Here is a 13,825-nt window from a genome sequence, read left to right as displayed (position 1 = left end):
CCGTCCTGACAAGGACACCGGATCATCCCCATCGGAGTGGGGAGCTACGGGGGATACTATCGTGGTCGTCTCGCGGCGTCCACGTCGGGGCGGATGAGGTCGGGGATTTGTGGCAGCCATGCGGGGCGGACCGTGCCCAGGTGCTCGTCTGCCGCGTCCTCACGGCGGGCAATGTGGTCAATGGCCACGCCGTGGCGTTGGTCGAGGTCGGTGATCCGCTCCGCCTGGCGGGTGATCTGCCGCTCAGAGTCTGTGAGCCTGGCACCCTGGTCATCCACCCGGCGCTGTAGGGATGTGACGGTTTCGCCTTGGGTGTCCATGGCTGATTTGACGACGCTGACGGCGGATTCTGCGGCGTCGACTGCGGCTGACCTGGATTTTTGGACGGCTGCGACGACCCCGCCTAAGGCGGTTCCTGCTCCGCCGATGATTGCTCCGATTGTGACGGGGTCCATGGTCACCTCCCGTACACGTAGTCGGTGTTGGTGGCGTCGTGGTCTCCGCGCTCTTCGGCCCGGATGGCGGTGACGACAGCCTGCCCGATCTGCGCGGGGTCAATGCTCGCGACGGTGGTCAGTGCGTCACGCACGGCGTCCTGCACCCGATCCGCGACGGTGGCGGTAGCGGATTCCACATCAGCCTCCGTGGCCGTACTGTCACTCCCCTCATGGGTCTTCGACGCTGCGAGTGCAGGGGCGAGGACGCCCAGGAGGATTGGGAGCCACTGGTCCACGTGGGACATGATCTGGTCGGCTTTGATGTCGGAGAGGACTCCGGCCCAGCCGAGCACTCCGACAAGGATGGCGGCCAGCCCGTAGATGATCTTCCGGACCTGCCAGGCCTGCGGCTTCTTGATGGTCTTCTTCTCGGCCATGTCAGGCCTCCTTCGTGTCGGTGGTGCCGGTGATGCCGAGCTTCGCTGCGATTGCGGCGAGGATGTCGGTGCGGGTTCTGCCGCCGGTCTGCGGCCAGCCGCCGTAGGGCCCGGTCACCCCGGGGTCGCCCATGTCCTGGGCGCACAATGTCTGGAGCATTGCCCTGACGTCGAGCAGTGCCTCCCGGTCGTAATCGGTGAACATGTCATCCTCCTGTGCGACTACCGCCGCTGGTTTGGTGAGAGTGTCGTAGTGCGCCTGTGCCGCCCGCATCCACTTCTCGTGGTACTTGCCACCTGCGGCGAGGTGGTATGGGCACGCGGTCGCACCTGTCTCCTTGTGGTCCCTGATGTTCTTCCCGAACTCGGGCCGTCCGAGGTCGTGCTTGATGCACAGTTCGGCGGCGAGGTGTGCGCCGGCGGTGATCGTCGCGTCACTGATCGGCCAGTCCTGTGCGGCCCCGGCGCTGTTGGCGTGTTCGATGCCGATGGACTCTTGGTTGCGTGTCTGGTCGGCGGCGTGCCATGCGGTGTCTTCGTCCCTGACGAGCTGCCCGACACGGCCAGTGGTTTCCACCTGGTAGTGGGCGGAGGCTTCGCGTGTCTGCCACACATTCCAGCAGCCCTGGATTGATAGGATGCCGGCGTTGTGGTGGCGGACAATGTACTTGATCCGCCTCCCGCCCCTCCCGGGCGTGTAGTGCTTGTTGAGCCAGAGCGTCTGGTCCACTCGGGGGAGCTTGGTCAGGTCCACGGTAGGTGTGGGGATAGGCCGGTGCCCCCACTCCGACGCGTAGACGGTGTTGATGTCGACCTGCACGCCACTCGGGCCGGGCACATTGTGCGTCCCCTGGTAGAGAACCGCGTAGTCGGCCGCCTTGTCCCCCTGCGACCATGACGAGGTGACCCAGCCGAGGCACCGGCCTCCCCCGAGGTCAGCGACAACACCGTCCTCCTGTGCCCACGCGACCGCCCTACTGTGCCCGTAGATTCCGACTCGCTGCCGTCCGAGGACGTCGCACGCAGACCGGAAGTACTGCACCGCAGTGGCATTCCACTGTGCGAGAGTGATGTCGAAGTCCACGGCGAAGAACACGGGGTGACCGGCGAGGCCCACTGCTTTCAGCTGAGCGTCAGCCGCCAGTGCGTCAGCACGACCCCCGGCGGCACCCCTGAGCACGTCGGGATTGCCAGCCCCGCCGTACTGCCAGACCGCACCTATCTTCAGCCCCGCAGCACGGTAGGCGTCCGCCACGGCCTTGGTGAGCGGCTTCGCTTTCATCCACAGCTCACGAGGCGGCGAAACATACGCCACTACACCCTCGTGGCCTGCTGCTTTAATGTCAGCCGCTTTCGGAAAAGCGGCAGAGAAATCAATGACAGTAGCCATCATTCCCCCTTTCTATTCTGGAATGTCGCCAAACTCCGAATAATACAAGTCGGCGGAGAGAGTATGGGTTCCTGAATTGTACTGTGGAGAAAACTGCACAAATACTTCACCATTGCCGGACAATTTCTGCACGATAGCGAACTCGTAGAAATGCTTACCCTGAGTAACAGGGCCGGTACCCGTCATCGACCAGTTCTCGGTGGTCGTCGATCCAACATTCCTATTCTCTCCGATATACAGTTTCGAGTTTGTACCAGGAGTCCCGGAAATATAATTGTACCGAGCTGCAAGAATGTAGAGTTTTCCGACGGTTAGGTTAGTTTTCACCAGCACCCGGGCATCCAGCGAATCGCTGTAATTGATCGTCTTTTGAGCCCCGGAGACTTTATTCCATGCCAGTCCACCGCCAAGTTTTCCGACGAATTCTATTGACGTCGCCATGTCACACCCCCGTGATCTTCCACAATTCCATAGTGGTTGTATTCAACCACCAATCCCCAACCACAGCGCCGGTGAGCGTCGAGGGAGGGTATCCCGGCCCGGAGAATAGGGCAGGGCGACGCTCCACTGACGCTTTCGTCGCAGCATGATTATCTGCAGTCGGCTCGCCCGTCACAATCGCGCCACCCGTCGTGCGGAACGCTATTGTCCCCGACGCCGCATTAGTGCCGCCAAGAAGATACGTGGTCTGCAAACCTGTCGAACTCGTACCATAAACCCGGGAAGTTGTGCCCACCGTGGACACTTTCCCATCCAACGTGGACTGCAAATCAGTCACATCCGAAATCGCATGCGAATGCCCCACATCAGACTTGCCAGCCAGTCCCGGAACCGTCGGAGAATCAGCAGTGCCGCCCAAATCACCGGCAAGCTTCACCTTCCCCTTCATTGATGTGGACGCGTCCGGAACACCATCCGACACCACACTCGCCGCGTCCTGCGCGGACTGGGCCGCCGCAGCAGCAGAATCCGCAGCATCCGACGCGTGACCAGATGCCGTGGACACCAGCCCCGACAGTTCATCCCGCACATCATCCGCAGCGACCGACGCCGCAGACTGTGCCAGGGCAGCAGACGACGCGGCAGCCGCCGCAGAATCGGACGCGGCAGTGGCGGACGCCTTGGCACCGAGATAGCCGTCAATGGCACTATTTGCGGCCTGGGCCGCTTCATCACGGGATGATGCGGCTAGTGTGGCCTGCGTGGTCGCCAGCCCCGAGGAGTTCTGCGCGGAGCGGTTTGCCGAGTCAGCAGCATTGGCCGCAGCAGTCGCGGACTCCTCCGCCGCCTCCGCAGCTGCCGCAGACTCGGACGCAGAAGTGGCAGAGGAGTCAGCAGAGACCGCAGACTCGGACGCAGCAGTGGCAGACACCGCCGCCGCAGTCGCAGACGCAGCAGCAGCACCACGCGCATCCTCCGCACCAACACGCGACACCTCAGCCGCCTCAGCCGCCGACAACACCGCCTCAGCCGAACCCACCACAGCAGCAGACTCCGCCGCCGCAGTCGCAGACGCCGCAGCAGCACGAGCAGCAGCCTGCGCACGAGACACCACCTCAGGCGAATAATCCACCTGCTCATCCACCAAATCAGCGAACTCATGCTCACCATCCAGCGGAACCGTGATCTCCCACCGCTTCGACACACCAGCAGCATCCAACTCCACCAACATCGGACCCGGGTCCAACTCCGGTGACGTCCACAATCCGCCCTGCATCTTGATCTTGTGCCGGGCCGTCGTCACCATCACCCCAGGCGACACCTCAGACGGGCGCATGAACACACTCGACAGGATCACCCAACCCTGAGCATCCGCCCCTGCAATGTCCCGGAAATTCCCCTTCACCACCGTCATGACAACCTCCTACGTCGTCTCATCAGGCACCGTCGCCTGCCCCGGATTCACCGGACGGTTATCGTGCTTCACCACAGCCAGACGGGAATACCGCGTCCCCCCGTCCCACCACCGCCACCGCGACGTCCACGACTGCACAGTCACAGCCATCCCCGCCTCCGCAATCACCACCGGCAACGACCACACCACACCAGTCCTCGCCCCACCACAGAACTGATCCACAACAAACTGAGACACCACATTCCACGCACTGTCACGAATCTGCACCGTCACAGCCACACCATCCGACGACCCCCACTCCGCCGAGTACGCCGTCGGGCGGGCCGTCGCCAACCCAGAGACAGTCCACAGCCCAGCCTCCTCGAACACGATCCCACCGTTGTACAGGTGAGCGCCGAGAGTGGGACCGTACGGCGCATCAAACGCCATGTCACGGTAGTTGTTCAGCCCGAGACGGCTGTCCAGATTCCTGGACATGTACGCCTGCGCGTAGCCGCGCACACCAGTGAGCAGATCCACCCTGCCATTCAGCTCGAGCTGGTGGTCAGCGAACTCCTGGTGCACCTCGAACCCGGGCAGCACAATCCCCTGCACCAGCTTCGCGATCCCCCCGACCAGACCAGTCTGCATCTTCGACTGCAAGTCCGAGATCAGAGAATCAAACGGGGACCGCATCGACGACCTGACCGAATCCTCAGTCATCGACTGCAACCCCCGCAGCCCATCAACCCCGATCGCACCCTCCGGCAACTGACCCTGCGGCGCCGTCACGACAACCACCCCGGAGCACCATCAACCCAACTCACACCCGCAGACCGCAGGGACGCACGCGGATCAACCTCCTGGTGAATCACCTGCAACTCCGGATGATGCCGAAACCCCGCCCGCCACAGGTGCCCAGAAATGACCGGCAAGTACAGCACCGGCAGCACCAAGCTCGGAGTGCCCGGCGGCGACCCCTCCGCCGGAGGAATCGACGACAACGCCCACCCGAAATGCTGCGCCGGATCAGACATGTCCGCCTTCTGCTGATCAATCGGAATCCTCATGCCCACACTCCTGTCTCTTTCAGAGCCTCGAAGAACCCCTTCGACTGGCTCAGCAAACGAGTGATCGGTGACTGGTCGATCCTGGGGTCACCGAAACTGCACTTCAACGCCGGTGGCTGGTCCCGAGACCCGGCGAACGTGATCGACGTGCACTGCAACACCGGGTACGTCTTGTCCGGCATGTTGTCCAGCAGCACACCGGCACGATCCCCCAACCACAGGTGCCCACGCCCCAGATCACCCAAGGTGTAGGGCGTACCGTCCCGGACGTCGATCTCCGCGAAGTCGCGGGACCGGGTCTTCCAGAACGCTTCTCGCATCGCGATCATCCCACTGAACGACCACGCGGTGCCGGACCCCTCAGCCCAGCCCTCGTGGTAGTAACTCCACCCGGCCTCCATCGTCCGCAACGGCGACTTCACGCTGCCAAACGCGAGGAACACGTCCTCGTACAGGGGCTTGATCGCCGTGTCCAGAATGTTGCCCGCGCCCTGCATCAGGAACACCGCCCCGACCAGGTTCCCGACCAACTGCGTCACTATCGAAAACGCAGAGTTCACTCCCGGCGCGGACTGCCCGCCGGCGGTGATCTGCGCTACCGTCGCCGGCGTCCACGTCCACGACCCGGACACCAACTGGGAACCCGGGCCGTTGCGGAACACGACCCATGGGTACGTGGGGGCCGTGCCCATCAACTTGCTCAGGGCGTTCTCCACGGGCACGACCGGGTTCGCCACCACGGTGATCACATCGTCGATAACGTTGTCCGCCATCTTCGTCACCGTCCGGACCATGCCCCCAGCCAGCGTCCCGCCCAACGCGGACTGCTCGAACACTCCGGACTTGTCCACGATGTCCACCACGAGCTGTCCGTTGCGCATCGGGCCGATCCAGCCCTTCGGCTTCGGATCCCCGGTGAGCCACCGTCGACAGTCGATCATCAGTCCAGCGTCAGCGAGAGCCGGTGCCGCGGCCTCCATGAACGTCTTCATCCTGCTGTTGATCACGCCCCACTGGGAATCGTCCAGCAGGATCGACCCCGGGGCCACCACAATCGACCAATCCCACGGTTTCAGCCCCTCCGCCCACGTCGACGGATCCAGCGGATCATCAGGGAGCTGCCACATGTTCCCATGCAAGCGCATCAGATTACACAGCAGTGTCGTCTTCAGGACCGTCTTCAGCGGACCGCCGAGGAAGAAGCTCTTCGGGAACTGGACGCCTGCGGGGAGGAACGGGTTCGGCCAGCACAGGATCGCCTCGAGGTCCTTCAGATCATGCAGGAACCGCAGCTCCACCGAAGAGGTGCCGTCCTCATTCTCCGTCAGCTTCACCGACTCGCACCGGCCACCCCACCGTGCATCCTGCCCGTCACGGGACTTGTCGACCGTGACGTGGATGTTCTTCGTCTTACGGTCCCAGTGCGCCATCGCCCACTGTGCGAGGTGATGCTGTGGCGGCAGGGTGATGAACGCCGCCCCGATGTCGTTGTACTTCCATTCGCACTGGAAGTCGTACTCACCACTGACGACTCCGCGGAAGTTCCAGTCACCGTCCCACAGGCGGATCAGCGGCCGCTCCCGCCGGCGAGCCGCACGGGCATCAGCCTCAGCCTTCGCCTCAGCCCACACCTCATCCAGGTACGCGTCCAGGTTCGCGAGCTCCACCGCATCCTGCACAGGTGCAGACATTGTGTCCTCCTCAGTCCAACCCATAAGCCCGAGTCCACCGGCGCTCCATCCGCACCTGCAGACCACTGCCGGCCATGTTCGCCACCGACCCCCACGCCGTACCCCACGCATCCGCGATCAGCTCAGCGATCTTCGACTGCGACAGGGCATTCAGCAGGGTCTCCACCCACTCCCCCACCACGCCGAAATGGTCACCCCACCAATCCGCGGCGGACACGATCGCCTCACGGATCTTCACCGCAATGTCATCCGCGGTCCACGACAAGATCGTGTCCGTGCCCAGGGGGGACAGGACACTGGTCAGGGTCTCCGCCACCTTCACGAGGAAGTCGACTGGCATGTCCCAGGGGATGTTCAGTGTGTGCCACAGGTCCGGGAGTAGGGGCAGGGGGTTCACTGCGATGGGGATCTCGGTCGGCGGTGTGTACGCCGGCACCGGGTACAGCAGTGGTTTCTCCAGCAGCATCCACGCGTTCGGGCGGCCCAGGATGATCAGCTGCTCCGCCGTCGGATCCGAGTCCACCACCGCGGCCTCCTGGTACCGCACATGCGGCAGGATCACCCGCCGCCCACGGTCCTCGTACCCGGGCCAGCCCTCCCGCTCCTCGAACGAGAAATCGGGGAGAATGAAGCTCGCCGGCCCTGCTACAGCCCACTTGAGCCACATGTCCATATCAGTCGGATTCGTCACCGTGACGCTTCCCGTCCAGTGCACCCCATCGAAACGCCACGGCTCAGTAACCGTCGTCTCCGACCACAACGGATCCTGCGCACGACAGTGCATCAGAATCCGCGACGCACCACGCCTCTGCCCCGACGACTCGGAGAAATCCTGCTCCGGGGTGGCGGACAGGCGGACCTTGAGACGCCGGACCCCGCCGAACGGGTCCTCCACCTCGATCTCCCCGTCCTCCCGGTAGCTCCAGGCTTTCCTCCACCGGGAGTCGATACTGCCCCACCGCTCATCAGGGCGGTCCAGGATCATCACCGGGAACGACACATCCCTGGCGTCAAAGCTCACGCCGCGGAACGTGCCACCGATCTGATTCGCAGTCGAATCCCACACAGTCGACACCGGGGCATCCGTGAGCAGACCAGCCTGCGACTGATCCAGCCACACACCCTCCGCCCCGCCCTGGTTCCTCTGATCAGACAGGTGCCAGATCGACCCGTCCACACCCACATACCGGATGATCAGATCCTTACGCAGCGCCCGAACAGACATTCCAGCCTCCTATCATCTGATGAATCCCCAAGCCTCACGGGCCTCCTGATGCTTCTTCGCCTCGAAAGCCTGATCAAGGTTCTGCACCACGATCGTCACCGGAGCCGACTGACCCCCACGCCCACCAGACGTGGACTGATCCACAGTCACATCTGAGATGTCCACCCCAGGCAGGGACTGAATATCCCCCGCCACCGAGCGGACCATCTCCGCAATCTCCGAATCGCCGAAACTCTCCGGATCCTGCAGCACCCCGATGACATCCTTCACCGGCTCGAACGCAGTGCCGAACACCTGCTCGCCAGCAGTGAGCCACGCATCCATCCACCCCTGACCGACCTGCCCCGCGTACCAGCCGGCCGCATTGACCCCGGTCTCCACCAGGGGAGCAGCAGCAGACGCTGCGCCGGAGATGATCGCGCCCGACCCGGGGACGAAAGCGTTCGCTGCCGCACCGAGCGCACCACCGCCGGCCTGCAGGGCACCGGAGGCGATACCGCCGAGAGCGCCGACGCCGCCTTCGACCAGGTCCGAGATAGCGGACCCGGCGGTCGAGGACAGGGACGACCCGAGCTGGTCGATGGCCGTCCACTGGTCGTTCGTGAGAATCGCTTCGGGCTTGCCGGAGAGATTCAGCGCGAGCTTCTTGTGGTCGAGGACACCGCCCTGGTCGTACAGGCCAGTGCTGTCGACGAGCTCCTGAGCACGGGACATCTTCGTGTTGTACCGGTCAGGGAAAGCACTGACCTGCACGCCCTGGGCGACAGCTCCAGGGTCCATCGACTGCCAGTTCGGGAACTTCCGAAGCATCGCGTCGAAGAACATTCCAGCCGACCGGTAGGGGTCCATGCGGTCGGCGACCGTGCCCCACGCACCATTGTCACGCTGCTGGAACAGGCCAACCGAGTCGTAGTCACTGCCCACCGCATCATGGCGGAAGTTTAGGGACTCCGGAACCGCATTGTTCGCCCACATCTTCATCGGGTCACCCGACTCCACCAGGGCAGTCGCCACACCAATCTTTGCACCTGACGCCGGCAGACCATGATCCTGCGCATTCCGCGCAATCTCATGAGTGAAGAACGGCTCGCCCCACTCCGGTACCTTGTGACGGTCAGGATCAATCTCATCCAGGTCCTGGTACAAGGGGGCAGGCTCATACGCGGACGGGGCAGGCTGGACCTCCGTCGATGCTGTGGACACCACCGCGGGCTCCACGCCAGCGGCGGCCTGCACTGTCGCATCCTCCGCAGTGTCATTACCTGCCAAGTGGTCAGAGAACCTGCGGCCACCGGCCTGCATCTCCTTCGACCACTCGCCAGCGCCCACCATCCACGACGGGACCGTGTCAGGGACACCGAACACGCCGAGGAAATCCGCAACCTGACCTGACACGGCCTCAGACACCAGGCCACCGGCAGTGCCACCAGCCATGCCCGACAAGGTGTTGTCAGACGCACCCGCAGACCCCACCGACGACCCGGAGGCCGTGGCAGAATCCACACTCCCCGACGGGGAATCCGACCCCACCAGCTGGCGCAGAAGCTCCACACCACGACCCCCATCCTGACCGGACAGGAGGGCAGGGAGCAGACGCACCAGCTCGTCGAATGCTTCGGTCTGGGACGGGGACAGGACACGCTCGGGCTTACCCGAACGGTTCACCCCCACGCCACCATCCTCGAGAATCCCGCCGGTGTCGAAAAGCCGCCCGACCGTGCCGTTCCACACTGTGGACGCCACATCGCCGATCGCGGACCCGATGTCCTTCGCCTTGTCATAGGCGCCGCCCAACAGGTTCCCGAGATCATCAATCCGGTTGAAGATGAAGTCGATCGTCTTGTCCTTAGACGCATCCATCGCCTTGCGGGGAATCCCCAACCACTCAGGCGGGGGAGCTCCGATCACACCCTCAATCGAGGAGGCGATCGGGTCGAGAATGCTGCCGAACACCTCCTCGACCTTGTCCCGCAGGAAGCTCTGCTTCTGCGCAGGAGATGGCCCACCAGCGGACTCGAACGCTCCGTCAGCGCCAATGGCAAGGTGGAACTGGCCAGGGTGAACTCCCACGAACTGTGAACTATCAGCACCGGCAGCGGGACCACCATAGGCCACATTGCCGTGGGCACCACCAGACTCAACATTCACCGTCGAGTACTGTCCAACACCAGTCAGAGTGCCAGCAGTGTGACCACCGCCAGGGCCACCCGGATCATCGTGGACACCCACGGAGAATCCCTCACCAAGTCCGGGGACCCACGGCTGACCACCGGGGAACGAGCTGGTAGCCCAGCGGCGAACACCGTCACCACCGTTGATAATCGCGTCAGCGATCATCGACATGTATCCCGAACAGTCCTCAAAACCCCAGGTGTACGGGTGTCCGTCACGCATCTTCGCGGCACGGTGACCGTTCTCCAGCTGCTTCTCCCAGGCAGGGCGGATCTCGCCACCGTCCTTGAACGCGGGGAGGAACAGGCCCGGGGCAGCACCCGCCAGATCACCGGCACGATTGTCCGTGTGATTCGGCAGGGCTATCAGACCACCCTTACCATCGAAGGTGAAGGCCTTCCCGGCGCGGATCATCGCCCGCATCGCGTACGCGTGCGACTGCCCGCCGAGCTCCTGCACCTCCTTCGCGGTCATCATGTGCTCACCATTCGACCCCCACATGAGCACGTCATCCGACGTGCCGTTGCCGGGCCCACGGATCGCACCACCGGTCGCATGCTCCGGAATGCCGGACAAGGCACCAGCCTCATTCAGCCCGGGAATGAACTTCGCGATCGTGTTCCAGGCCTTCAAAATGCCGTCGTTGTAGACCGTGTTGATCATGAAGTTAATCGGCTTCGCCAGGGCGGACCGTAGCCCGTCCCACACGGACTTGATGCCGTTGACCACGTCTCCGAAGAAATCCCGGACCCGCTGCAGGGCGTTCTTCAGTGCCTCGAACGCGGGCTTCGCCACCGTCTCCACGACCGTGTTGACGGCATTGCCCATCTCGTCCCACTTGCCCTTGATCCAGTCCACGACCGGGGACACCACGTTGTCCCACAGGGCACGCAGTGCATTGCCCAGGGCGTCCCACGCGGGCTTGATCACGGACTCCCAGATGATCTGGAATCCGCGGGCCATGTCCTCCCACTTGCTCTTGATCCAGTCGATCACTGGGGAGACGACGTTGTCCCACAGCCAGCGCAGGGCATTGCCGACAGCGTCCCAGGCGGGCTTGATGATCGTGTCGACCACGGTTTGGATCCCCTGGGCGAGGAGTTCCCAGCCCTGCTTGATCCACCCGAACACAGGCATGAGAACCGAGTTCCACAGCCACTGTGCCACGGACGAGAGAGCATCCCACGCCGGCTTGATCACATTGTTCCACCCCGCGGAAATCGCCGCTGACAGGATGTTCCACGCGATCATCAGCGGGGCGAGGATAACCGTCCCGATCACACCAAGGGTCGTGGACACGACCTGCCACAGGACATCGAAGGTGGGCTTCAGCACCGAGTTCCACGCGGTCTGGATCCCCTGCCACAGGATGTCCCACCCGCGCTTGACCCCGTCCCACACTCCCGAGATGACATCACCAAGCCAGGAGAAGACGGGGCCGAAGACACCTTTGATCCACTCCCACGCCGCGGACAGGGCATCCATCAGCCCCTGCCACACCCGCTTGCCCACCTCCGTCTTCGTGAAGAACAGGGCCAGGGCGGTCACCACGCCGATCACCGCAGCGGCAACCCACACCATCGGGTTCAGTGCCAGGGCAGCGTTCCAGATCGTCGTCGCCACCGCCGCGAGCTTCATCGCACCCGCGATCAAACCCAGAGCGGTCACCATCGCTCCCACGCCACCGGCCACGGCGCCGAGCACCGGAGCGAACGGGCCGAGGATGTCGACGAACTTCTTCACCGCATCCCACGCGGCCATGAACCCGTTCGTCGCAACATCTGTCAGCGTTCCCTTGAGCGCATTCAGCCGGCCCTCGAGACTGTCGGAGATCTGGTCAGCCATGGCCTGCGACGACCCGGAGAAGCCCTCCATCCCGCCCACGCCCTGGGACAGGGACTCCATGAACTCGGGGATCTGGTCAACCGACAGGTCCTCCAGCGGCGTACCGAACAGGGCGATGGCCGTATTCGCCCGGGTGGCAGGGTCCTCGATCCCGAGGATCCCATCCGCCACCTGCTTCAGAGCATCCTTCGCACCCTCACCGCCGGACGCGATCTTGCTGGACATCTCCTCCGCAGACAGACCGATCGCCCCGTAGGCGTCCACCGAGGTCTTCGACATGTCAGACCCGCGGATCGTGAATTCCTTGAGGGAGTCGCCCGTCTTGTCGAGCGCCCACTTGCCCTTGTCCGCCTGGGCGACGAGCAGGCCGAACGCTTCCTCGCCGGAGAAGCCCAAGGCGCGGAAGTTCGTGCCGTACTCGTTGATGATCTCCGGTAGTTCATCCCTCATCGCGGCGGGCACACGCTGCATCGCCGCGGTCATCAGATCCGCCGCCTGCTCCACGTCGGTTGCGAGACCGTTCTGGATCAGCTGGCCCGCGGTCTGCGTGGCCTCCTCGATCGACGTCCCGAACGTCTGCGAGAACGCCAGGAAGTTGTCCGCCAGGTCCTGGGCAGTCTGCTCCCCCTCGAAACCGAGCCACCCGAACTGGGAGTTCAGTGACCCGATCGCGCCGGCCGCTTCCTCCGTCGACCCCGCAATGCCGGACCTGAGCACATCGCCGACCTGGTCGCCCATAGCGGTCGCCGCGTCACCGGTCAACCCCAACTGGTTGTTGACCTGGGAAATCGCGCCCGCGGAGTCCATGATCTCCTGGGCGCCCATCGCCAGACCGAGGGCGCCCATAGCGCCGGCAGCGAGATCCGCTGCACCCTCCACCCCGTCCAGGGCTCCAGACAGGCCTTCCGATTCCGACGATGCACGCTTCGACGACTGGGCGACCTTGTCATGAGCCGCATCCAGCTGCAGCTCCGCAACCTCAGCCTTCTCCGACGCCGTCGCAGCCTGGGCACGCTCCTTCCGGATATTGCCCTCAGCCTTCTCCACATTCACCGCAGCACGATCAGCAGCCTTCCTCGCAGACTCCAGCTCACGCTCAGCCCGCTCAGCCTCCTTCGACCCCTCACCCGCCTCAGACTTCACCTGGGCGAGCCGACGCTCCGCAGCCTCCACCTTCGACGCCGCGGCAGACGCGACCTCCCGGGCATCCTGGGCCTTCTGCTCAGCGACCGTGACCTTCTCCGCCGCGGTCTGCGCGGCCAGACGAGCATCCTCGAGACGGTTCTCCGCCGACACAATCCCCTGCACACGCGTCTCACCACCCTCGCGGGCAGCCTGCAGATCCTTCTCCGCAGCGCCGAGACGTGCTGACAGGGCCTCCTGCCGGCGGCGAGCGTCCTCAACCTTCGCCTCCGCGGCCATGAGCTCAGACGCCGACGCGTCCGACTTCGACCGCACCTGTGCCAACTGCTCCTCCGCGACCTGCAGGTCCGCAGCAGCGCCGGCCTCCTTCTTCCTCGCCGCGGCGACCTTCGACGACGCCTGACCGACAGCCTTCGCCAGCTCATCCGCCGCCGACTGGCCACCAGTCCGACCAGCATCAGACAGGCCCTTCTCCAAAGACTTTCCCGCAGACTTCGACGCCTGCCCGGCCCCCTTCTCCACCTCAGCGATGAAACCCTTCATGCTGGCGAGCACGGGCACCCACACACCGGACATGGCAG

The 13,825-nt window shown here is 64.0% G+C and carries 10 protein-coding genes; all 10 read right to left on the bottom strand.

Annotation, left to right across the window (positions count from 1 at the left end; all coding sequences use genetic code 11):
• Positions 1–56: 56 nt before the first annotated feature.
• A complete protein-coding gene (locus BN3906_RS04610; protein WP_066584733.1) occupies positions 57–455 on the bottom strand; it encodes a hypothetical protein in 399 nt (132 codons plus the stop codon).
• A gap of 2 nt (positions 456–457) precedes the next feature.
• On the bottom strand, positions 458–874 hold the full coding sequence (locus BN3906_RS04605) for a hypothetical protein (RefSeq protein WP_066584730.1): 417 nt from the start codon (positions 872–874) through the stop codon (positions 458–460).
• A 1-nt stretch (position 875) separates the two neighbouring features.
• Positions 876–2,264: a glycoside hydrolase domain-containing protein gene (locus BN3906_RS14030; RefSeq protein WP_222705260.1), complete on the bottom strand. Its 1,389-nt coding sequence runs from the start codon at positions 2,262–2,264 to the stop codon at positions 876–878.
• A 12-nt stretch (positions 2,265–2,276) separates the two neighbouring features.
• Positions 2,277–2,705, bottom strand: coding sequence for a hypothetical protein (locus BN3906_RS14395; RefSeq protein ID WP_147592772.1), 429 nt, complete (start codon positions 2,703–2,705; stop codon positions 2,277–2,279).
• 1 nt (position 2,706) lies between these two features.
• Entirely contained in the window at positions 2,707–4,119 is a 1,413-nt protein-coding gene (locus tag BN3906_RS14390) for a hypothetical protein (protein WP_147592770.1), read from the bottom strand.
• 9 nt (positions 4,120–4,128) lie between these two features.
• Positions 4,129–4,821: a hypothetical protein gene (locus BN3906_RS04585; protein ID WP_147592768.1), complete on the bottom strand. Its 693-nt coding sequence runs from the start codon at positions 4,819–4,821 to the stop codon at positions 4,129–4,131.
• Between the two features lie 65 nt (positions 4,822–4,886).
• Positions 4,887–5,135 (bottom strand): phage gene 29 protein family protein, encoded by a 249-nt coding sequence (locus BN3906_RS15340; protein ID WP_367294247.1) that lies wholly within the window; start codon positions 5,133–5,135, stop codon positions 4,887–4,889.
• 29 nt (positions 5,136–5,164) lie between these two features.
• Positions 5,165–6,859, bottom strand: a complete 1,695-nt coding sequence (locus BN3906_RS04580) for a Gp37-like protein (protein WP_066584718.1) — start codon at positions 6,857–6,859, stop codon at positions 5,165–5,167.
• A 10-nt stretch (positions 6,860–6,869) separates the two neighbouring features.
• Positions 6,870–8,084, bottom strand: a complete 1,215-nt coding sequence (locus BN3906_RS04575; protein WP_066584716.1) for a hypothetical protein — start codon at positions 8,082–8,084, stop codon at positions 6,870–6,872.
• A 12-nt stretch (positions 8,085–8,096) separates the two neighbouring features.
• On the bottom strand, positions 8,097–13,820 hold the full coding sequence (locus tag BN3906_RS04570; RefSeq protein WP_066584713.1) for a phage tail tape measure protein: 5,724 nt from the start codon (positions 13,818–13,820) through the stop codon (positions 8,097–8,099).
• Positions 13,821–13,825 lie beyond the last annotated feature (5 nt).

Source organism: Corynebacterium provencense, from assembly GCA_900049755.1.
Taxonomy (GTDB): domain Bacteria; phylum Actinomycetota; class Actinomycetes; order Mycobacteriales; family Mycobacteriaceae; genus Corynebacterium; species Corynebacterium neomassiliense.
Note: the sequence above shows the minus strand (reverse complement) of the source record. Positions and strands in the feature narration are given on the sequence as shown.